Origin of the sequence: Pseudomonas sp. NY15354 (genome assembly GCF_048068075.1) — a bacterium.
GTDB classification, from domain to species: Bacteria; Pseudomonadota; Gammaproteobacteria; order Pseudomonadales; family Pseudomonadaceae; genus Aquipseudomonas; species Aquipseudomonas guariconensis_C.
This window is the reverse complement of record NZ_JBLUPV010000012.1, coordinates 88394-107358: the sequence shown is the minus strand read 5'-3', so window position 1 is coordinate 107358 and position 18965 is coordinate 88394. Positions and strand designations below refer to the sequence as shown.

Below are 18965 nucleotides of genomic sequence, written 5' to 3'. Positions count from 1 at the left end.
GCATGACCCAGGACCAACTCAAACAGGCCGTCGCCCAGGCCGCTGTCGACTTCATTCTGCCCAAGCTGGATGAGAAAAGCGTCGTCGGCGTCGGCACCGGTTCGACCGCCAACTTCTTCATCGATGCCCTGGCCAAGCACAAGACCGCCTTCGACGGCGCCGTCGCCAGCTCCGAAGCCACTGCCGAACGCCTGCGCTCCCACGGCATCCCGGTGTACGAACTCAACAGCGTCAGCGAGCTGGAGTTTTACGTGGACGGCGCCGACGAGAGCGACGCGCACCTGAACCTGATCAAGGGCGGTGGCGCGGCCCTGACCCGCGAGAAGATCGTCGCGGCGGTCGCCAAGACCTTCATCTGCATCGCCGATGCCAGCAAGCTGGTACCGGTGCTGGGCGCCTTCCCGCTGCCGGTCGAAGTGATCCCCATGGCCCGCAGCCACGTGGCACGCCAGTTGGTCAAGCTCGGTGGCGACCCGGTGTACCGCGAAGGTGTGGTGACCGACAACGGCAACGTCATTCTCGATGTGCACAACCTGCAGATCACCGACCCAGTCGGCCTGGAAAGCCAGATCAACGCCATCGTCGGTGTGGTCACCAACGGCCTGTTCGCGGCGCGCCCGGCGGACCTGCTGCTGCTCGGCACCGCCGAAGGCGTCAAGACGCTCAAGGCCGAGTAATCCTTCTGGGGCTGCTTTGCAGCCCCTCGCAGGCTGCGCGAACGGTACAGACTCCCTGCGTGGGAGCCACCGAAAGGCCGCGAAAAGGGGCGCAACGCGCCCCATCGCAGGCTTCGGGCTACTCGCGACCGGCCTTCAATCCGTTGCTTGCTTGAAGACGTAGAACAGGTTCGGCTCACTGACCAGGTAGATGGTCCCCTCCTCGTCCATGGCCAGGCCCTCGGCCTGCGGCACACTGCGTTTGAGCCCCTGGAAGCCTTTGTTCAACGACAACGTGCTCAGCGGCCGACCCTCCACATCCAGCTCCACCACCAATCTGGACTCATCCGACAACGCCAGCAGATGCCCCGTACGCTCATCGAACTGCAGGCTCGACAAATCGCGCACGAACAGCCGCGAATCACGCTTGCGGTCCTGCACCACATGCACCGCGTAGGGCTTTCCTGGCTTGTCGTGGGGGAAGCCATGGATCTCGTAGATCATCATCGGGTCACGCTCCTTGGCCACGAACAGGCGCTTGCCTGCCGAGTCGTAGGCCAGGCCTTCGAAGCCTTTGTTGCCATTGCGGCCGATGGCCAAGGTGAGCTGCTCGGCATCGTTGGCATCGAGAAACAGCGTGTCGTCGTCCAGGTGCACGCGGATCAGCCGCTGCTCACGCTCGTCGGTGATCACATAACTGTTAGTGCCCACGTATTCGACCGCCTCGGGATCTCCGAAGCCAGTCAGGGGAATACGGCGCAGGATGCGCCCCTCGAGCGAGAGTTCGATGAGCTCGGAGCGTTTGTTGGTGACCGTGAAGAGGGTCTTGCGGTCAGGGTCGAACGTCAGCGCCGAAATATCGTCATCCAACCCTTCGATAAGCTGGGCTTCGAGCGTCACGCGGTAGCGATCCAGCGCTATCCCTTGTTCGGCAGGCTGCCACCAGGCCTTAAGGTTGAACCAGCCACGCTCGAACAGGCGAAACTCATGTGCCGCCAATCCACCCACCAACAGCGCAAGGCACAGCACCAGGAAAAGAAACAGGCGTGAACGACGACGCATGAGGATAGACCCGAGCAGAAAGACACGAATCTAATCATGGTCGACTGAAATAAAGCTTAATGCCCTCAGTTCTTTCTGAATCGATAGAAAAGATCTGGCTCACTCACCATGTACAGGTTGCCCTGATCATCCGTCGCCACGCCTTCGGCACGCGGAATGGTGTGCTTCAAGCCATTGAAACCGCCGAGCAGAGTCATGAAGCTGACCTGCTCGCCCTTTTCGTTCAGCTCCAGCAGTAGGTTGGAGTCGGCCGACAAGACCAGCAAGTGACCGGTGCGGGGGTCGACCCACAAGGCTGAAAGGTTGCGCACGTCGAGCTGGTCGCTGGGCACGACCTGCTTTTCGCCCTTGAGCGGGCCTTTGCCATCGGTATTCCAGGCATACAACTTGGGCGGGCGCTCCTCGCCCAACAGCAGGCGCTGGCGCAACGGGTCCCAGGCGATCGCCTCGAAGCCCTTGTTGCTGTTCGCTGACTTGCCCAGGTCGTGGTGCGGATGATCGGCGTAGGTCAGGCTGGTGGTATTGGCATCCAAGGTCACCACGGTCATGTCATGCTTGCGCTCGTCGACGATCGCAATCTGGCCGTTGGCCAACACCGCAACACCTTCGGGGTTGTCCCAGCCCTCCAATGGGATCTTGCGCAACACATCGCCCTCGAGGTTCAGCTCGACCAGGAACGGGTTGTTGCCCATGACCGCGAACAAGGTGCGGGTAAACGGATTGAACGCCAGGTCCGACGGCTCGTCGTCCGACATGCCCGGCAATACCTTGGCATCGATGTCCGCCACGTAATCGGGCAGCCAGACGCTTTCACCACGCTCGGCCTTGCTCTCGAAGCGCTCCTTGACCCACAGCACGGCCCGATCATCCCAGTGCATGATCACCGCCAGGATATAACCCAACACCGCGACCAATCCTACCCATACCTGCCAGCGCCGGAAGACACCGCGCTTGCGAGGAGGGACGGGCGCACTGGTGGTAAATGCCATGAAGGGGCTTCCTGGGGTAATTGCCGAGTTCTCCATCACATCGGCGAATGAGGGTTATCCGGGGCATTATCCGGATGGTTTGTGAAAAAAACGGCAAATAATGGGGTGGATACGATGACAGCCAGGGGGGCTGTCATCGTCGACCGATCAAAGCACGCGGCTTTCGAAACGGCTTGCGCCGGAAAGTTCCAGTACCAGCTCATCGCCCACATTCAGCGGGCCGACGCCAGCGGGCGTGCCGGTGAGAATCACATCGCCCGGCAGCAGGGAGAAGTGGGCTGCGATGTGCTGGATGATCGGCACGATGGGGTTGAGCATCATGGCGCTGTTGCCGTCCTGGCGCACTTCGCCATTGATCGACAGGCGAATGCCGATATCGGTCAGATCCTCGATGCTGTCGGCGACCACGAATGGCGGCAGCACGCAGGCGCCGTCGAAGCTCTTGGCCAGCTCCCATGGCAGGCCCTTCTCCTTGAGCTTGGCCTGCACGTCGCGCAAGGTCAGATCCAAGGCCGGCGCAAAGCCGGAAATGGCATCGCGCACTTCTTCTGCGCTGGGGTGGGTCGACAGTGGCTTGCCCACCAGCACGGCGATCTCCGCTTCATAATGCACCGCACCACGCTCGGTCGGGATCTTGAAACCACCCTCCAGGGGCACCACGCAACTGCCCGGCTTGATGAACAGCAAGGGTTCGCTGGGGATCGGGTTGTCCAATTCCTTGGCATGTTCGGCGTAGTTACGGCCTATGCAGACCACCTTGCCCAGGGGGAAGTGGATGCGCGTGCCGTCTAGGTACTGGTGCTGGTAACTCATGGCCGACTCCTCTGGATACTGCGTGCTTATTCAGGAGCGAAGATCTTACCCGGATTCATGATGCCGTTCGGGTCGAACACTGCCTTTATCGCCTTCATGCAGGCGATTTCCTCTGGCGAGCGGCTGTAGCCCAGGTAGTCGCGCTTGGTCATGCCTACGCCATGCTCGGCGGAAATCGAGCCGTTGTAGCGCTGGACGATCTCGAACACCCATTTATTGACCTTGGCGCAGGTCGCGAAGAATGCGTCCTTGGCCATGTCGTCGGGCTTGAGGATGTTCAGGTGCAGGTTGCCATCGCCGATATGCCCGTACCAGACCACTTCGAAGTCCGGGTAGTGCTGGCCGACGATGGCGTCGATGTCACGCAGGAACGCCGGCACCTTGGAAACGGTGACGGAGATGTCGTTCTTGTAGGGCGTCCAGTGGGAAATGGTCTCGGAGATGTACTCGCGCAGCTTCCACAGGTTCTTGAGCTGGGTCTCGCTCTGGCTCATCACCCCGTCGAGCACCCAGCCTTGCTCGACACAGTGCTCGAAGGTGGCCAGCGCATCGTTGGCCACGTCCTCGGTGCTGGCCTCGAACTCCAGTAGGGCATAGAACGGGCAATCGGTCTCGAACGGTGGGGGCACGTCGCCACGGCCCATGACCTTGGCCAGGGCCTTGTCGGAGAAGAACTCGAACGCCGTGAGATCGAGCCGCCCCTGGAAGGCGTGCAGCACCGGCATGATCGAGTCGAAGTCCGGGGTGCCCAGCACCATGGCGGTCAGGTTGCGCGGTGTGCGATCCAGGCGCATCGTGGCCTCGACCACGAAGCCCAGGGTGCCTTCGGCGCCGATGAACAACTGGCGCAAGTCATAGCCGGTGGCGTTCTTGATCAGGTCCTTGTTCAGCTCGAGCAGCTCGCCCTTGCCAGTCACCACCTTGAGGCCCGCCACCCAGTTGCGGGTCATGCCGTAACGAATGACCTTGATACCGCCGGCATTGGTGCCGATGTTGCCACCGATCTGACTGGAGCCAGAGGAGGCGAAGTCCACCGGGTAATAAAGGCCGTTGTCCTCGGCGAACTGCTGCAACTGGCGAGTGACCACGCCCGGCTGACACACCACGGTGCGGTCGAAGGCGTTGAAGTCGAGGATCCGGTTCATGTAGTCGAAGGCCACCACCACCTCGCCATTGGCGGCCACCGCGGCGCCGGACAAACCGGTACGCCCGCCCGAAGGCACCAGCGCGACCTTGTGGCGATTGGCCCAGGCGACGATGGCCTGCACCTGCTCGATGGAGCGGGGGAAGACGATTGCCGAGGGCGCCGGTGGATAGTGCTTGGTCCAGTCCTTGCCGTAGGCCTCCAGCGAAGCCGGGTCGGTGAGGACCTTGCTCGGGTCAACCAGGGTCATCAGCTCATCAAGAACCGCTGTGTTGGTCATCGGCTGAACTCTCGAACTATTCATAGTCACCCTGAGCACTCTTCACCTGTCGGGATAAGCTCAGATTCTGTCGCGTATGCTAGCATAGCGCTCCCGCCGTTCGTGCTAAGGCCGACGCCGCGCCGCTTTACCCCCCTGCCATTTTTTCTCCGGGATACAGGTTTACGCAGATGAGCAAGACTTCTCTCGACAAGAGCAAGATCAAGTTCCTTCTTCTTGAAGGTGTGCACCAGAATGCGGTCGATACCCTCAAGGCTGCCGGGTACACCAATATCGAGTACCTCACTGGTTCCTTGCCGGAAGCCGAGCTGAAGGAAAAGATCGCTGATGCCCACTTCATCGGCATTCGCTCCCGCACCCAGCTGACCGAAGAGATCTTCGACTGCGCGAAGAAACTGGTCGCTGTCGGCTGCTTCTGCATCGGCACCAACCAGGTCGACCTGGGCGCGGCCCGCGAGCGCGGTATCGCCGTGTTCAACGCGCCGTTCTCCAACACCCGCTCGGTTGCCGAGCTGGTGCTGGCCGAAGCCATCCTGCTGCTGCGCGGCATTCCCGAGAAGAACGCCTCCTGCCACCGTGGCGGCTGGATCAAGAGCGCGGCCAACTCCTTCGAGATCCGTGGCAAGAAACTGGGCATCGTCGGCTACGGCTCGATCGGCACCCAACTGTCGGTCCTGGCCGAAAGCCTGGGGATGCAGGTCTACTTCTACGATCCGCTGACCAAGCTGCCGCTGGGCAACGCCACCCAGGTGACCAGCCTGCACGAGTTGCTGGGCCTGGCCGACATCGTCTCGCTGCACGTGCCTGAGCTGCCGTCCACCCAGTGGATGATCGGCGAGAAGGAAATCCGCGCGATGAAGAAGGGCTCGATCCTGATCAACGCCGCCCGTGGCACCGTGGTCGAGCTGGACCACCTGGCCGCCGCAATCAAGGACCAGCACCTGATCGGCGCCGCCATCGACGTATTCCCGGTCGAGCCGCGCTCCAACGACGAGCAGTTCGAAAGCCCGCTGCGCGGCCTGGACAACGTGATCCTGACCCCGCACATCGGTGGTTCCACTGCCGAGGCCCAGGCCAACATCGGCCTGGAAGTGGCCGAGAAGCTGGTCAAGTACAGCGACAACGGTACATCCGTGTCGTCGGTGAACTTCCCGGAAGTTGCCCTGCCGGCGCACCCGGGCAAACACCGCCTGCTGCACATCCACGAAAACATCCCTGGCGTACTCAGCGAGATCAACAAAGTCTTCGCCGAAAACGGGATCAACATCTCCGGTCAGTTCCTGCAGACCGACGAGAAAGTGGGTTACGTGGTTATCGACGTGGATGCCGAGTACTCGGACCTGGCGCAGGAGAAACTCCAGCAGGTCAAGGGCACTATCCGCTCTCGCGTGCTGTTCTAAGTTTCTGCGCTGCAGAAAAGGAGGCCCGGGTGGCCTCCTTTTTTTTGCCTGTGTATCGGCGGTGTCTGTTTCGCGGGTAAACCCCACAGGTCATGTGTCGCCCTCAAGCATCTCGCTGAGCCTGAGGGCCCGCGAACAAGTCGAGATTTACTTCACGTTCACCGTGATCTTCTGCGACTCGACGCTCGGCTTGAACGGCACATGGAACCGATCACCCAAGATCAGTTGCAAGGTGTGCTTGCCTGGCGTCAGGGTGATGGTAGCCTCGGTCTGCGCCTTGCCGAAATGCAGCACTTGCGGGCCGGCCGGCAGTGGCGCGTTGTTTTCCGGCATCAGGCTGGTCGGCAGCGGCAGATCAGTCGCAGGTTCCTTGTCGACATCGACCAGCAGGTGATGGTGGCCCGTGTGCGGGGTCGCATCGCCCGCTGGCTTGAGCCCCATGCCCTCGATACCGAACTTGACGGTGAAGGTCTTGTCGACGGTGGCACCGTCAGCGGGGGAAACGATGAAGACCTTGGCGCCCTGGGGCGGCTCCTGGCTCTTCAGTGCGTCCGCGGCACCCGCGAACACCGACACCCCCATCAACAAGCCGGCAACGGCAGCACGCGAAAATAGGCTGTTCATTCACATCTCCTGTGTTTCACTTTCATTGACTACTGTCCATTAACGAACCGCAGCGATAAATCAACATAGTTCAATTGCGCGCCAAGGTCTTGTCGGGCGAGGCCAGAAAAAATTTATCGTCGCTCAAAACATTGCAGCGCAGGTAAGGTCATAGCCTGCATTCGACCGTAACAAGTCAGAAAGTCGCGGCGAACCATATTCAACTGCCAAAAAATGGGGACATTCATGCGTTTGAGCACTGGCGTACTGCTGGCACTTTTGATCAGTCCATTGGCCCAGGCCGAGTTGATAGACGACGTCAACGACCGGGGCGAACTGCGCATTGCCGTGCAATCCGATACGCCCCCATACGCCTACAAGGAAAACGACCACCTGACCGGCTTTGAAATCGAGCTCGGCCAGGCCATCGCCAAGGAACTGGACGTGCGCGCGCAGTTCGTCGAAGCCCCCGCGGACCAGTTGCTGTCTGGCGTTCAGAGCGGCAAATTCGACATCGCCCTCGACCAGCTCGATGCCAAGCAAACACTCGAGGGGCAATTGGATGTCAGCCAGCCCTATGGCCCTGACGCACGGGTGATCCCGTTCCAGAAGGACAATCCAGCGTTCGAAAGTGCCGTGAACAATGCCCTGCAACGCATCAAGGACGATGGCCGACTGGCGGCGCTGGAAAAGAAGTGGCTCAAGGAGCAGGCTGCGAGCCAGTGATGCCATGGACGCTGCTGCGCAAGCTGTACTGCCTGTCCGGGCCCTTTCGCGGGTTTAGCCGCGCATAGGCCGGCGCAGGCAACACAAAACAGTTGCCCCACAGGCTTTGCGTCGCGTCTTCATTCAGGGCTCACGCCTTCCAATGCCCGTTGTGCGTCTTCGAGCTCCAGCTCGCTGAACACCTGCACGCCTTCGCGCCGCAACAGCGCTGTGGTCACCCCTTCCCCTGGGACCTTCACGCCGCTGAAGGTCCCGTCGTAGGTCAAACGGTTGCCGCATGAAGGGCTGCCGGCCTTGAGCACCGCCACCCGGATGCCATGTTGGCGCACCAGCGCCAAGGCCTGCCGGGCGCCAGCGAGAAAGGCCTCGCTGACATCCATCCCCGTCACCGTCACCACCTGGGCTTGCCCATCCAGCACCGCCGCACCTTGCCCGCCCGGAATTTCCGCCGGTGGGCGGGGTGTCGGCAGGCCGCCCGCCACCTCGGGGCACAGCGGTACCACGCGGCCTTCGGCCTGCCAGCGCTGCAGCACGTCCGGGTAACCGCTGTCGCGTCCGTCGTAGCGCACCCGCTGCCCCAGCAGACAGGCGCTGACCAGGACCTTGGGCACGTCAGAACGGTTCATTGCCACGACGGCGGAACCAGCCGGTCAGCGACAGACGATCGCGCCTGGCCGGCAAGACTTCATGAGGAATATCGCCGGACAGGAACACCACCAAGCTACCCGCCTCCGGCTGCACATCCAGCTCAGTGTCCTCGGCGAGGAACATGCGCAACTGGCCACCGTCCTGCGCTTGCCAGTTCTCATTGAGGTAGAGGATCGCCGAAACCGCGCGCCGGTCGTCGTCGCGGAAGCGGTCCACGTGGCGGCGATAGAAAGCCCCTGGCGGATACAGGGCGAAATGGCATTCGAAGTCTTCAAGCCCCAGGTACAAACCCTGGTTCAGCGCCTGGCGCAGGCTGTCCATGGCTGCCAGATAATGGTCACAAGCCTCTGACTCGCCCGGTTCCAGCCACTGGATGCGGTCGCCACGGATGGCTTCGCGCACCTCCTGTCCGGTACCACGCCCCACGCCGGCCGGGCTCAATTCGCCCTCGGCGGCACGTTGTCGGCACTCGGCCGCCAAGGTGCTGATCAATGTGTCGGGCAGGAAAAAAGGCTGGCGGGTCCAACCACGGTTGGCCAGGTCGTCGACGATGGTAGAAAGCATCGGATGTTCAGGAGAGATGGGCATGGCGCATAGTATCGACTCGCCGTGAAAACCGACAGCGCCACTTGGCCGCCAACCGTCATCGGCGTCTCGACAAAGCCACGCCGCGCCAAGGACAATAGCGGCCTGCCGACAGGAGTCCTGAATGCGCCGTTTGTTTTCCCTGCTGCTGATGATGATCTGCACCATGCCTGTCTGGGCAGACAGTCTCGATCAGCTGTACAAGGTCGCCGGCTGGCCCGACCAGCGCGCCCATTTCACCGATGCCGTAAGTGCTGCCCAACAGCGCTACAAGAACAGCCTGCCGCCTGCGGTCTACCAGGCGCTGGTCAACAACAGCAACCAGCGTTTCCAGGCCCAGGCCATGGACCGCCGGGCCCAGGCGCAGCTGCGCGCCAACCTGCCCAACCCTTCGCCTGCGCTGGCGTTCTTCCAGTCGCCGCTGGGGCGCAAGGTCGTGGCCGCTGAATTGCTGGCCACGCGCAAGGACCAACTGGCCAAGAACGCCAAGGGCCTGCCGAAGATCCAGGCCAGTGACAACCGCGTGCTGATCATCGGCCACCTGGCCCAGGCCCTGCCCGCCCGAGAGGCCGGTGCCGAGGTAAGCCTGGCGATCGCCGGCGTGGCCGCCGACAGCCTGAGCTCCATGATCCCCGGCCTGTTCGGCGCAGGTCAGGCCAGCGGCCTGCTCGATGGCCAGCGCCAGCGCCTGATGCAACAGATCGGCGAGGACTTGAACAACACCCTGCTGTATGTCTACCGCGACCTGTCCGATGCCGAGTTGGAAGAGTTCGCCACCTTCGCGGAATCAACAGACGGCCAGGCCTATTACAAGGCCGCGCTGCAGGCCGTGCGGGCGGGCCTGGCGGTAGGCCAGAGTGCCGCCGACCTGCAGTGATCAGCCAAGGCGCTGGTCGATGAAAGCGAAGTAGCGCTGGCGAATGTCCGGCAGTTCGTTGGCCAGGTGATGACGGGCCTCGGGCAGCATGAGGATCTGCGGTTCGGCGAACTTGGCCTTGAGTACCTTGAGGTTGTAAGGCCAATCCACCGTGGCGTCCGCCTCTCCCTGCACGATCACCGGCCTGCGCATGCTGCGCGGCGCCGCCTCGATACGCTTGACCCAGGCCACCAGAGCACCGACCCAGGCGGTCGGCAGCCGGCGCGGTTGCAGCGGGTCGGCCTCGAGAAACGGCAGGAACGCCGGGTCGTTGCTGTTCTCGCTGAAGCGCCGCTCGATGCCGTTGACGAAGTGGCGCAGCACGCAATAGCTGAATTTCGACCAATACCACGCGCGTGGCCGCACCAAAGGCGCCAGCAGGATCACCTGGCCATCGGCCGGGCTTCGCGCCCCGTGGTGCAGCACGTGATCCACCACGATCGCCCCGCCGGTGCTCTGCCCACAGAGGTGCCAGGGGCGAGGCAGGTCAAGCAGGCGGGCCTGCTCGAACAAGGCGTCGAGCACCTGCTGGTAGGCACCGAAGTCAGCGATGCTGGCCCGCTCGCCACTCGACAGTCCGTGCCCCGGCAGGTCACAGCTGATGACCGCAAAGCCCTGGCTCAACGCCCATTCGATCACATGGCAGTACAGCCCCATGTGGTCGTAGTAGCCGTGCAGCAGAAACAGCGTCGCCGTCGGCCGCTCCGGCAGCCACACCTGCCCCACCAGCTCGAAGCCCGCCGCGCTGAAGCCGCCCAGCCAGCTTTGGCGCACCGGCAGGTTCAGGCCATAGAACCGCTGGTAGTCCTGGCCCTGGGCCGACAGGGGTTGGCGGGCCGCCAAGGGTGGGAGGCTGGCGCGCAAGAGGTCAGGGTGAAAGGAAGCGGGCATCGGGCAGATCCACAGCGAAGCGAGTATTGACCTGTGATATTCAGCTCTCGGCGCCATCGTGGCAAGCTAGGCCCCTTTGCCACGCACAGCACGGCCCGCTTCCACAGGGTTATCGCTACGCCAGGTTCCGCGGACACACCATGCCCAGCCGAAAATCCCTGCTCACCGCCCTCGCACTGCTGCTCTGCGCCGCCGCCCTCTGGTGGGCTTACGCCAGTTTTCAGGCGCGTTATCTGCGCGCGTTCGACGACCAGACCACGTTGTTCGAGGGCAGCCAGTTGCAACTGCCCGCCGAACTGGCAGGCCCGGGGCCTATCCGTGTGGTGCATTTCTGGGACCCGACCTGCCCTTGCAACGTCGGCAACCAGCAGCACCTGGGTGAGCTGATCGAACATTTCGCGCCCCAAGGCGTGCGCTTTCATGTGGTGCAAAAGCCTGGCAGCCACGGCCAGTTGCCGGCCAACCTGGCAGCTCTGGAGGCCCTGGACACACTACCGGGCAGCGAGCACCTGCCAGCTTCTCCCGCCGTGGCCATCTGGGACCGTGAAGGCCACTTGGCCTACTTCGGCCCCTACAGCGAAGGCGCGGTGTGCAATGCCAGCAACAGCTTCATCGAACCGGTGCTCAAGGCGCTCGTCGAGGGTCGCAAGGTCAACGCCTCCAACACCCTGGCCCGGGGCTGCTACTGCCCTTGGGCCGGCTGACGCACCCGTGCCGGGTTGCCCACCACGATCGCTCCGGCCGGCACGTCGCGCGTGACCACACTGCCGGCGCCCACCACGGCGTTGTCACCGATGCTCACGCCCGGCAGGATGATCGCCCCGCCACCGATCCACACATTGTTGCCGATGCGCACCGGCCTGCCGCTCTCCAGCCCGCTGCGGCGGACCTCGGGGTCGAGTGGATGATCGGCGGTGTAGATCTGCACCGCAGGGCCGATCTGGCAGTCCTCGCCGATATGCACCGGCGCCACGTCGAGGATCACACAGTTGAAGTTCATGAACGTGTTGGCACCAATGCTGATGTTGTAGCCGTAGTCGCAATAGAACGGTGGGCGGATGACCGCACCGTCGCCGGCATGGCCGAAATGCTCGACCAACAGCGCATGGCGCGCCTCGTTGAGCAGCTCGACGCTGCTGTTGTAGCGGTGCATCCAGTGCTTGTTGGCGATCTGCTCGGCCTGCAGCTCAGGGCAGCCGGCGTGGTAGAGCTGGCCGGTCAGCATTTTCTGTTTTTCGCTGAGGGACATGGAGACTCCTTCCAGGGGACTATGCTCAGTTCGCGAATCCGTCGATGATCGGACCACATTTTTCGCTCTAATGCACAAGGAGTCTCGATGAAGCGCAGCCTGACCCTGCTGGCGGTGGTGATTGCCGCTGCCGTGGGCGCCGGTTACTGGTACGTGGAGGGCAAGCAACCCCAGCGAGCGGGCGATCTGCCTCTTGCCGGGCTGCAAGCGCCGGTCAGCGTGCGCTACGACGCGCGCGGCGTCCCTCATCTGCAAGCACAGAACGAGCCTGACCTGTACCGCGCCCTGGGCTACGTACATGCCCAGGATCGGCTGTTCCAGATGGAGATCCTGCGGCGCCTTGCCCGGGGCGAGCTGGCCGAAGTGCTGGGCGCTGATCTGCTGCCCACCGACACCTTGTTCCGCCACCTGCGCATCCGCGAGCAGGCCGCACGCATGGCCCAGCGCCAGGACAAGCAATCCCCGGCCTGGCAGGCATTGCAAGCCTACCTGGACGGCGTCAACCAGTGGCAGGCCAGCCACCCCAAGCCCATCGAGTTCGACCTGCTGGGCATCCCCCCACGGCCCTTCACCGCCGAGGACACGCTCAGCATCGCCGGCTACCTGGCCTACAGCTTCGCCGCCGCCTTTCGCACCGAGCCTGCGCTGACCTATATCCGCGATCAGCTCGGCCCCCAGTACCTGAAGATCTTCGACCTCGACTGGCAACCGGACGGCGCCCTGGCCGCGCCCCTGGCCGCCGCTGACTGGCGCAGCCTGGAACAACTGGCACGCTTGAGCCATGAGGCCCTGGGCGAGGCCGGTATTCCCCAGTTCGAAGGCAGCAACGCCTGGGCCGTGGCCGGCAGCCGCACGCGCAGCGGTCGTCCGTTGCTGGCCGGCGACCCGCACATCGGCTTCGCCGTCCCCTCGGTGTGGTACGAGGCCGAGCTGTCGGCTCCGGGGTTCAACCTGTACGGCTACTTCCAGGCGCTCAACCCCTTCGCCCTGCTCGGCCACAACCTTGACTTCGGCTGGAGCCTGACCATGTTCCAGAACGACGACGTGGACCTGATCGCCGAACAGGTCAACCCGAATGACGCCGAACAGGTCATGGTCGACGGCACGTGGCAGCCGCTGGAAAAGCAAGAGGCGCAAATTGCCGTCAAAGGCCAGGCGCAGTCCACCATCACCTTGCGCCGCTCACCCCATGGCCCGATCGTCAACGATGTGCTGGGCGCCACCGCCGGGCCTCGGCCGATTGCCATGTGGTGGGCATTCCTTGAGACCGACAATCCCCTGCTCGATGGCTTCTATCAGGTAAACCGCGCCGACACCCTGGGCAAGATGCGCGAAGCGGCCGCGAAGATCCACGCCCCCGGCCTGAACCTGGTGTGGGCCAATGCCCGTGGCGACATCGGCTGGTGGGCCGCGGCGCAATTGCCGATCCGCCCGGATGGCGTCAATCCGTCGTTCATTCTCGATGGCAGCACGTCCCAGGCCGACAAACCCGGCTTCTACCCGTTCAGCGTGAACCCGCAGCAGGAGAACCCCGCCAGCGGCTACATCGTTTCGGCCAACTTCCAGCCGCCGGCCGTCGTGCCGGTCCCTGGCTACTACAACCTGGCCGACCGTGGCCGCCAGCTCGACCGGCACCTGGCTGCCCCAGGCATCCAGTGGGACACCCAGAACAGCCAGGCGCTGCAGCTCGACACCGCCACCGACTACGGCCCGCGCACCTTGGCGCCTCTGCTGGGGGCGCTGCGCACCATTGCCCAAGGTGATGAAGAAAAGGAGTTGGTGGAGCAACTGGCCGCCTGGCGGGGCGACTACCCTCTGGATTCGACCAGTGCGACCCTGTTCAACCAGTTCCTGTATGAGCTGGCCTTCGCGGCCCTGCACGACGAACTGGGCGACACCTGGTTCCCGGTCTTGATCAGCACCCGTGTCATCGACGCAGCCCTGCCGCGCCTGGCAGCCGACCCCAGCTCCGTGTGGTGGAACCTGCGCGGCGCCAGCGAACGCACCGACCGCACGGCCATCGTGAAGCTGGCCTGGCAACGCAGCCTGGCGCACCTGCGCGAAACCTTCGGTAAGGACCCGGCCCGCTGGCAATGGGGCAAGGCGCACACACTGACCCACAACCATCCGCTGGGGGCGAAGAAACCGCTGAACCTGCTGTTCAACGTAGGCCCCTTCGCCGCGCCCGGCACCCATGAAGTACCCAACAACCTCTCGGCAAAGATCGGCCCGGCCCCCTGGGCGGTCAACTACGGCCCCTCCACACGGCGCCTGATCGACTTCGCCGACCCGGCTGCGGCGCTGACAATCAACCCTGTGGGCCAGAGCGGCGTGCTGTTCGACCGCCACTATGGCGATCAGGCCGAGGACTACATCAATGGGCGTTACCAGAAGGCGCAGATGGGGGTGATTCCCGCCCAGAGCACCTTGCGTCTGCTGCCTGTACAGTGACCCGACAACCCCCTTCCAGAGGATCCCGATGCACAAGCACTTCGTTGAAATCGACGGCGCCCGCATGAGCTATGTCGACCAAGGCCAGGGGTTCCCTGTGCTGCTGGGCCACAGCTACCTGTGGACAGCGGCCATGTGGCAACCGCAGATCGACGCGCTGTCGAAACACTACCGGGTCATCGTGCCCGAGCTCTGGGGCCACGGCGATTCCGAGGCGCCCCCGTCCACCACCACCGACATGAGTGCACTGGCGCGCCAGCATCTGGCATTGCTCGATGCCCTGGATATCCCCAAGTGTCACCTGATCGGCCTTTCGGTCGGCGGCATGTGGGGCGCGCAGTTGGCTATCGAGCATCCCCAGCGCATTGACCGCTTGGTGTTGATGGACACCTACCTGGGTGCCGAGCCGGATGCCACGCGCCTTAAGTACTTCGCCCTGCTCGATGCGGCCAGCGCCGCAGGTAGCTTCAGCGATGCCTTGCTCGATATCGTCGTGCCGATCTTCTTCCATGCCGGCGGCCAGACGGTGCCTGAGATCCGTGAACAGTTCCGCGCCCAGCTCAAGGCCAGCAGCGCCCAGACGATCCGGGAAAGCCTCGACCCGATGGGCCGAGTGATCTTCGGCCGACCGGACCTGATGGCACGGCTGGGCGAACTGCCAGGGGAGCGCACCATCGTGCTGTGTGGCGACCAGGACATTCCACGACCACCGCAAGAGTCCAATGAGATGGCCCGGTCGATTGGCTGTGTGGCGGCGCAGATTCCCTTCGCGGGGCACATCTCGAGCCTGGAGAACCCGCAAGTGGTGAATGAGTTCCTGTTGAACTGGTTGCCGCGCGACAGCTGAAATTGCCGGGGCTGCTCTGCAGCCCTTCGCGGGTGAACCCGCTCCCACAGGTACCGCGACACGCTGTCCCCTTGGGGGGAAGCTTGCGAGAGGCTGCAACGCGGCCTCTTCGGCGGCTGACTCAAAAATTTCGTCCTGACCTGGGATCTTTCCTGTGGATGCCCTCTCAAAGAGCATTCAGACAGCCTTCAGGACACCCCCAATGAACAGCGCCTGCCCACCTCTTTCGAACGAGCAACTCCAATGGCTCCTGGCCTTGCGTCGGGCGCTGGCCAAATCTGCGGCATAAACGCAAACGCCGACGCAAATGCGTCGGCGTTTTGTCTTTCAAGCGTAGCGATCAGAACGCCGGCAGTACCGCACCGCTGTATTTCTTGGCGATGAATGCCTTCACCTCTGGGCTGGTCAGAGCCTTGGCCAGTTTCTGGATGGCTTCGCTGTCCTTGTTGTCCGGGCGGGCAACCAGGAAGTTCACGTAAGGCGAGTCGCTGCCTTCGATCACCAGGGCGTCCTTGGCAGGGTTCAGACCGGCTTCCAGGGCGTAGTTGGTGTTGATCATGTCCAGGTCGACCTGATCGAGCACGCGCGGCAGCATGGCCGATTCCAGCTCGCGGAACTTCAGGTGTTTAGGGTTCTCGGCAATGTCCTTGGGCGTGGCCAGGGCATTCTTCGGGTCTTTCAGCGTGATCAGGCCAGCCTTCTGCAACAGAAGCAGCGCACGGCCACTGTTGCTGCCTTCGTTGGGGATGGCGACGGTGGCGCCGTCCTTGAGTTCAGCCAGGTTCTTGACCTTCTTGGAGTAGCCACCGAACGGCTCGACGTGCACACCGATCACGGTTTCCAGGTGAGTGCCCTTGCCTTCGTTGAAGTTCTTCAGATACGGCAGGGTCTGGAAGTAGTTGGCATCCAGACGCTTCTGGTCGACCTGCACGTTAGGCTGGACGTAGTCGGTGAAGACTTTGATCTGCAGGTCCACGCCTTCCTTGGCCAGGGTTGGCTTGATCAGTTCGAGGATCTCGGCGTGGGGCACGGGGGTGGCGGCCACGACCAGCTTCTCGGCGGCGTTGGCGAAACCGGCCAGCGACAGGGCAGCGGCCAGGGCAGTGGTCAGCAGAGTTTTTTTCATGGTGATCCTTGTTATCAAGCTGGAGCCATCGAGGATGGCGAAGTCGGTGCCCCACCCATCTATCGGGGGCGTGAAGCGGACGATACCGGGAATTTTTATTCCGTAACAATATCTTTTACTTAGCCGGTTATAACTAAAACAAATTGCCATTACCGCGTTTGCTTCTGACCCAAAAGGCCCCGCTCTAGGGTCTGTATGAAAAGTCTTGAGACGAAGGTCAGGCAAGGCGAAAACAGCCGAGGAACGGTCGGAGTCGCGCTCGACTTTACGGGTTGTAAATGAGCATTCCGAGGCTGTTTTCAACGCAGCATCACCGAGTATCAAGGCTTTTCGTACAGAGCCTAGCGCAAGGTTCAGCCCAGGCCGGCCAAGGTCGACGCCAGCAATTGGCGCAGTGCCGCCTGGGTGTGCGGCTCCCGGCTCTGGCCCAGTTGCGCCAGTTGGCGCGCCAGGCTGGCCAGGGGCGTGACGTCGGGCAGGTCCAGATGTTGCGGGAGGATTTCTCCCGCGTCACTCACCAACAGGGCAAAGTGGATGACGTTTTCCAGCTCGCGGGTATTGCCGGGCCAGGCATGGGCCTCCAAGGCCTGTTGGGCGGCGTCGCTGATCAGCGGCACGGCGCGGCCCAGACGCCCGCTGTAGATCCCGACGAAGTACTCGGCCAGCGGCAGGATGTCCCCGACCCGCTCGCGCAACGCGGGCAGCTCCAGCTGGCCTTCGCGCAGGTAGAGGTAGAGTCGCTCGTTGAAACGCCCGGCGCGCACGGCCTGGGCCAGATCGATGCTGGACGCCGCCACCAGGCGCACATCCACCGCTTGCGGCCGCTGGGCGCCGACCCGGGTGACCTCGCGGTTCTCCAGCGCCGCCAGCAATTTGCCCTGGATCGCCAGTGGCAAGTCGGCGATCTCGTCCAGGTACAGCGTGCCGCCATTGGCCGAACCAAACCACCCCGCTCGACCGCTGGCGGTTCCCCCTAGGGTACCGGCGCTGTAGCCGAACAGCTCGGCATCGGCATAGGTCGGACTGATCGCCGCGCAACTGACCGAAACGAACAGCCCACCGCGGTCACTGGCACGGTGGACCTGGCGGGCCAGCAGCTCCTTGCCGGTGCCGGTCTCGCCGCGAATCAGCACCGGCACCGGTTGCGGCGCCAGGCGCTCCAAGGCATCGCGCAGCTGTTGCGAACGGGGGTCGATGAACACCAGCGCCTTGGCGCGGATGCTCAATGGGCTTTTGTCTTGCTCGGGAAAGGTCAGCAAAGGCTGACCGAAGGTGTTGTGGATGGTCATGACGCGCTCCCGCCCGAGGCCGTTGCCGGCCGGGCGTCTAGGTGTACGTGAACGGTTCGCGGATCAGGCGCGGCGCAGGGCCCGCTGCTCGATCCGGCCTTGCAGACGATAGAGGTAGGCGAAGCCTTGCTCCCAACGCTCATGGCCGGACTTGACGTTGATGTGCCCGGCGTTGGCCAGCAGCCCCGCCTCGGCGCCCCAGGCCCGTGCCAAGTGCAGGGCGCGCGGCACGCTAACGGCCGGGTCGTTGTCCGAGCTGACCACCTGGCTGGGGAATGGCAACGGCTGCAACGGAATCGGCGCGAAGTTGCGCAGCGCATCCGAGCAGGTGGGCCGCTCGACATCCGCCGGTGCCACCAGCAACGCCCCACGCACCTGGCGCAGCAAGGCCGGACGGGCCTGGGCAGCCCAATGGGCGACGGTGATGCAACCCAGACTGTGGGCGATCAGGATCACCGGCGAGCGTTCGGCGGCGACCGCCTGCTCCAGTGCCTGGACCCAGTCGCGCCGCTGCGGTGTGAGCCAGTCGCGCTGCTCGACCCGGACGCTGTTGGGCAGGCTGCGCTGCCAGTGACTTTGCCAATGATTGTCTGGCGATCCTTGCCAGCCCGGCACAATCAGGTAACGGATCGACTCATTGCGCATGGGGACGCCTCCAGAAAGTTTGCGTGCTTGAGCTGAAGTATCCCGGAGGCATTTATATGCGTAAAGGAATAAGAAGCTATTTATTTATAACTTATTAATCATTTCCGGAGCTCGGGGCCGGTGCACGGCCCTTCGCTAGACAAGCCCGCTTCGACAAGGGAAGGTGACAGGCAAAAAAAAAAAAGGGCCATCCCCTGCCAAGGAAAATGGCCCTGAAGCACTTGCCTGAAGAGGGTTACCGGTCAGCGTGCGGTGATCACCGCCAGCTTGCTGATCCCGGCGCGTTCGATGGCAGCCATGGCCCGGGCCACTTCGCCGTAGTTGACGCCATCGTCGGCCTGCAGTTGCACGCGCAGCTCGGCGTCCTTGTCCTTGGCGGCCTTGAGGTTGGTCTCCAGCAGATCGGGCTGGATTTCATCCTTGTTGATGAACAGCTTGCCGCTGCCATCGATGCTCACCACCAGCGGGTCCTTCTGCTCCACCGGGGCCACGGCCTCGGTCTTGGGCAGGTTGATGGGAATGGCGTTGGTCAGCAGCGGCGCGGTGACGATGAACACCACCAGCAGCACCAGCATGACGTCCACCAAGGGCGTGACGTTGATTTCACTGAGGACTTCGTCGCTGTCCTGGGTCGAAAAGGCCATT

At 63.2% G+C, this 18965-nt stretch carries 20 protein-coding genes; 7 read left to right on the top strand and 13 right to left on the bottom strand.

Features of this window, described 5'->3' with window-relative positions:
* The first annotated feature begins 2 nt into the window (after positions 1-2).
* Complete coding sequence (gene rpiA / locus ACNFCH_RS14055) at positions 3-677, top strand: ribose-5-phosphate isomerase RpiA (protein ID WP_070092020.1); 675 nt, start codon at positions 3-5, stop codon at positions 675-677.
* Positions 678-812: 135 nt separating this feature from the next.
* On the opposite strand, the gene ACNFCH_RS14050 is transcribed toward rpiA, so the two are convergent.
* The 4 genes from ACNFCH_RS14050 to ACNFCH_RS14035 all read right to left on the bottom strand — a co-directional run bounded on the left by ACNFCH_RS14050 (position 813) and on the right by ACNFCH_RS14035 (position 4944).
* Positions 813-1718 carry an SdiA-regulated domain-containing protein gene (locus ACNFCH_RS14050; RefSeq protein ID WP_416742998.1) on the bottom strand — a complete coding sequence of 302 codons (906 nt, stop codon included), beginning with the start codon at positions 1716-1718 and terminating at the stop codon, positions 813-815.
* 65 nt (positions 1719-1783) lie between these two features.
* Complete coding sequence (locus ACNFCH_RS14045; protein ID WP_337156913.1) at positions 1784-2707, bottom strand: SdiA-regulated domain-containing protein; 924 nt, start codon at positions 2705-2707, stop codon at positions 1784-1786.
* 147 nt (positions 2708-2854) lie between these two features.
* On the bottom strand, positions 2855-3520 hold the full coding sequence (locus ACNFCH_RS14040; protein ID WP_337156914.1) for a fumarylacetoacetate hydrolase family protein: 666 nt from the start codon (positions 3518-3520) through the stop codon (positions 2855-2857).
* Between the two features lie 26 nt (positions 3521-3546).
* A complete protein-coding gene (locus ACNFCH_RS14035) occupies positions 3547-4944 on the bottom strand; it encodes an FAD-binding oxidoreductase (RefSeq protein ID WP_416742997.1) in 1398 nt (465 codons plus the stop codon).
* Positions 4945-5114: 170 nt separating this feature from the next.
* Between ACNFCH_RS14035 and serA the strand changes: the two genes are divergently transcribed.
* Positions 5115-6344 carry a phosphoglycerate dehydrogenase gene (serA, locus tag ACNFCH_RS14030; protein WP_099593937.1) on the top strand — a complete coding sequence of 410 codons (1230 nt, stop codon included), beginning with the start codon at positions 5115-5117 and terminating at the stop codon, positions 6342-6344.
* 147 nt (positions 6345-6491) lie between these two features.
* Here serA and ACNFCH_RS14025 read toward each other — a convergent pair whose 3' ends face one another.
* On the bottom strand, positions 6492-6968 hold the full coding sequence (locus ACNFCH_RS14025; RefSeq protein ID WP_416742996.1) for a DUF4399 domain-containing protein: 477 nt from the start codon (positions 6966-6968) through the stop codon (positions 6492-6494).
* A 225-nt stretch (positions 6969-7193) separates the two neighbouring features.
* On the opposite strand from ACNFCH_RS14025, the gene ACNFCH_RS14020 reads away from it, so the two are divergent.
* On the top strand, positions 7194-7673 hold the full coding sequence (locus ACNFCH_RS14020; RefSeq protein WP_416742995.1) for a transporter substrate-binding domain-containing protein: 480 nt from the start codon (positions 7194-7196) through the stop codon (positions 7671-7673).
* A gap of 119 nt (positions 7674-7792) precedes the next feature.
* Here the strand turns inward: ACNFCH_RS14020 and ACNFCH_RS14015 are convergent, their stop codons facing one another.
* Entirely contained in the window at positions 7793-8299 is a 507-nt protein-coding gene (locus ACNFCH_RS14015; RefSeq protein ID WP_337156917.1) for a DUF523 domain-containing protein, read from the bottom strand.
* Positions 8286-8909, bottom strand: coding sequence for a 2OG-Fe(II) oxygenase (locus tag ACNFCH_RS14010; RefSeq protein WP_416742994.1), 624 nt, complete (start codon positions 8907-8909; stop codon positions 8286-8288). The genes ACNFCH_RS14015 and ACNFCH_RS14010 overlap by 14 nt, the downstream gene beginning before the upstream one ends.
* A gap of 121 nt (positions 8910-9030) precedes the next feature.
* On the opposite strand from ACNFCH_RS14010, the gene ACNFCH_RS14005 reads away from it, so the two are divergent.
* On the top strand, positions 9031-9783 hold the full coding sequence (locus ACNFCH_RS14005; RefSeq protein WP_196162352.1) for a DUF2059 domain-containing protein: 753 nt from the start codon (positions 9031-9033) through the stop codon (positions 9781-9783).
* On the opposite strand, the gene ACNFCH_RS14000 is transcribed toward ACNFCH_RS14005, so the two are convergent.
* Positions 9784-10713: an alpha/beta hydrolase gene (locus ACNFCH_RS14000; protein ID WP_337156919.1), complete on the bottom strand. Its 930-nt coding sequence runs from the start codon at positions 10711-10713 to the stop codon at positions 9784-9786.
* A 140-nt stretch (positions 10714-10853) separates the two neighbouring features.
* Here ACNFCH_RS14000 and ACNFCH_RS13995 point away from each other — a divergent pair, with 140 nt between their 5' ends.
* A complete protein-coding gene (locus ACNFCH_RS13995) occupies positions 10854-11417 on the top strand; it encodes a DUF6436 domain-containing protein (RefSeq protein WP_337156920.1) in 564 nt (187 codons plus the stop codon).
* Here ACNFCH_RS13995 and ACNFCH_RS13990 read toward each other — a convergent pair.
* A complete protein-coding gene (locus ACNFCH_RS13990) occupies positions 11396-11962 on the bottom strand; it encodes a sugar O-acetyltransferase (RefSeq protein WP_416742993.1) in 567 nt (188 codons plus the stop codon). The two genes, ACNFCH_RS13995 and ACNFCH_RS13990, sit on opposite strands and share 22 nt — an antisense overlap.
* A gap of 87 nt (positions 11963-12049) precedes the next feature.
* On the opposite strand from ACNFCH_RS13990, the gene ACNFCH_RS13985 reads away from it, so the two are divergent.
* Positions 12050-14413, top strand: a complete 2364-nt coding sequence (locus ACNFCH_RS13985; protein ID WP_416742992.1) for a penicillin acylase family protein — start codon at positions 12050-12052, stop codon at positions 14411-14413.
* A gap of 28 nt (positions 14414-14441) precedes the next feature.
* Positions 14442-15260 (top strand): alpha/beta fold hydrolase, encoded by an 819-nt coding sequence (locus tag ACNFCH_RS13980; protein WP_337156923.1) that lies wholly within the window; start codon positions 14442-14444, stop codon positions 15258-15260.
* A 340-nt stretch (positions 15261-15600) separates the two neighbouring features.
* On the opposite strand, the gene ACNFCH_RS13975 is transcribed toward ACNFCH_RS13980, so the two are convergent.
* The 4 genes from ACNFCH_RS13975 to ACNFCH_RS13960 all read right to left on the bottom strand — a co-directional run bounded on the left by ACNFCH_RS13975 (position 15601) and on the right by ACNFCH_RS13960 (position 18964).
* Positions 15601-16386 carry a MetQ/NlpA family ABC transporter substrate-binding protein gene (locus ACNFCH_RS13975; RefSeq protein WP_337156924.1) on the bottom strand — a complete coding sequence of 262 codons (786 nt, stop codon included), beginning with the start codon at positions 16384-16386 and terminating at the stop codon, positions 15601-15603.
* A gap of 353 nt (positions 16387-16739) precedes the next feature.
* Positions 16740-17675, bottom strand: a complete 936-nt coding sequence (locus ACNFCH_RS13970) for a sigma 54-interacting transcriptional regulator (protein ID WP_416742991.1) — start codon at positions 17673-17675, stop codon at positions 16740-16742.
* Positions 17676-17738: 63 nt separating this feature from the next.
* Positions 17739-18320 (bottom strand): alpha/beta hydrolase, encoded by a 582-nt coding sequence (locus ACNFCH_RS13965; protein WP_337156926.1) that lies wholly within the window; start codon positions 18318-18320, stop codon positions 17739-17741.
* 242 nt (positions 18321-18562) lie between these two features.
* Positions 18563-18964, bottom strand: a complete 402-nt coding sequence (locus ACNFCH_RS13960) for an ExbD/TolR family protein (protein ID WP_028688526.1) — start codon at positions 18962-18964, stop codon at positions 18563-18565.
* Between the last annotated feature and the right edge of the window lies 1 nt (position 18965).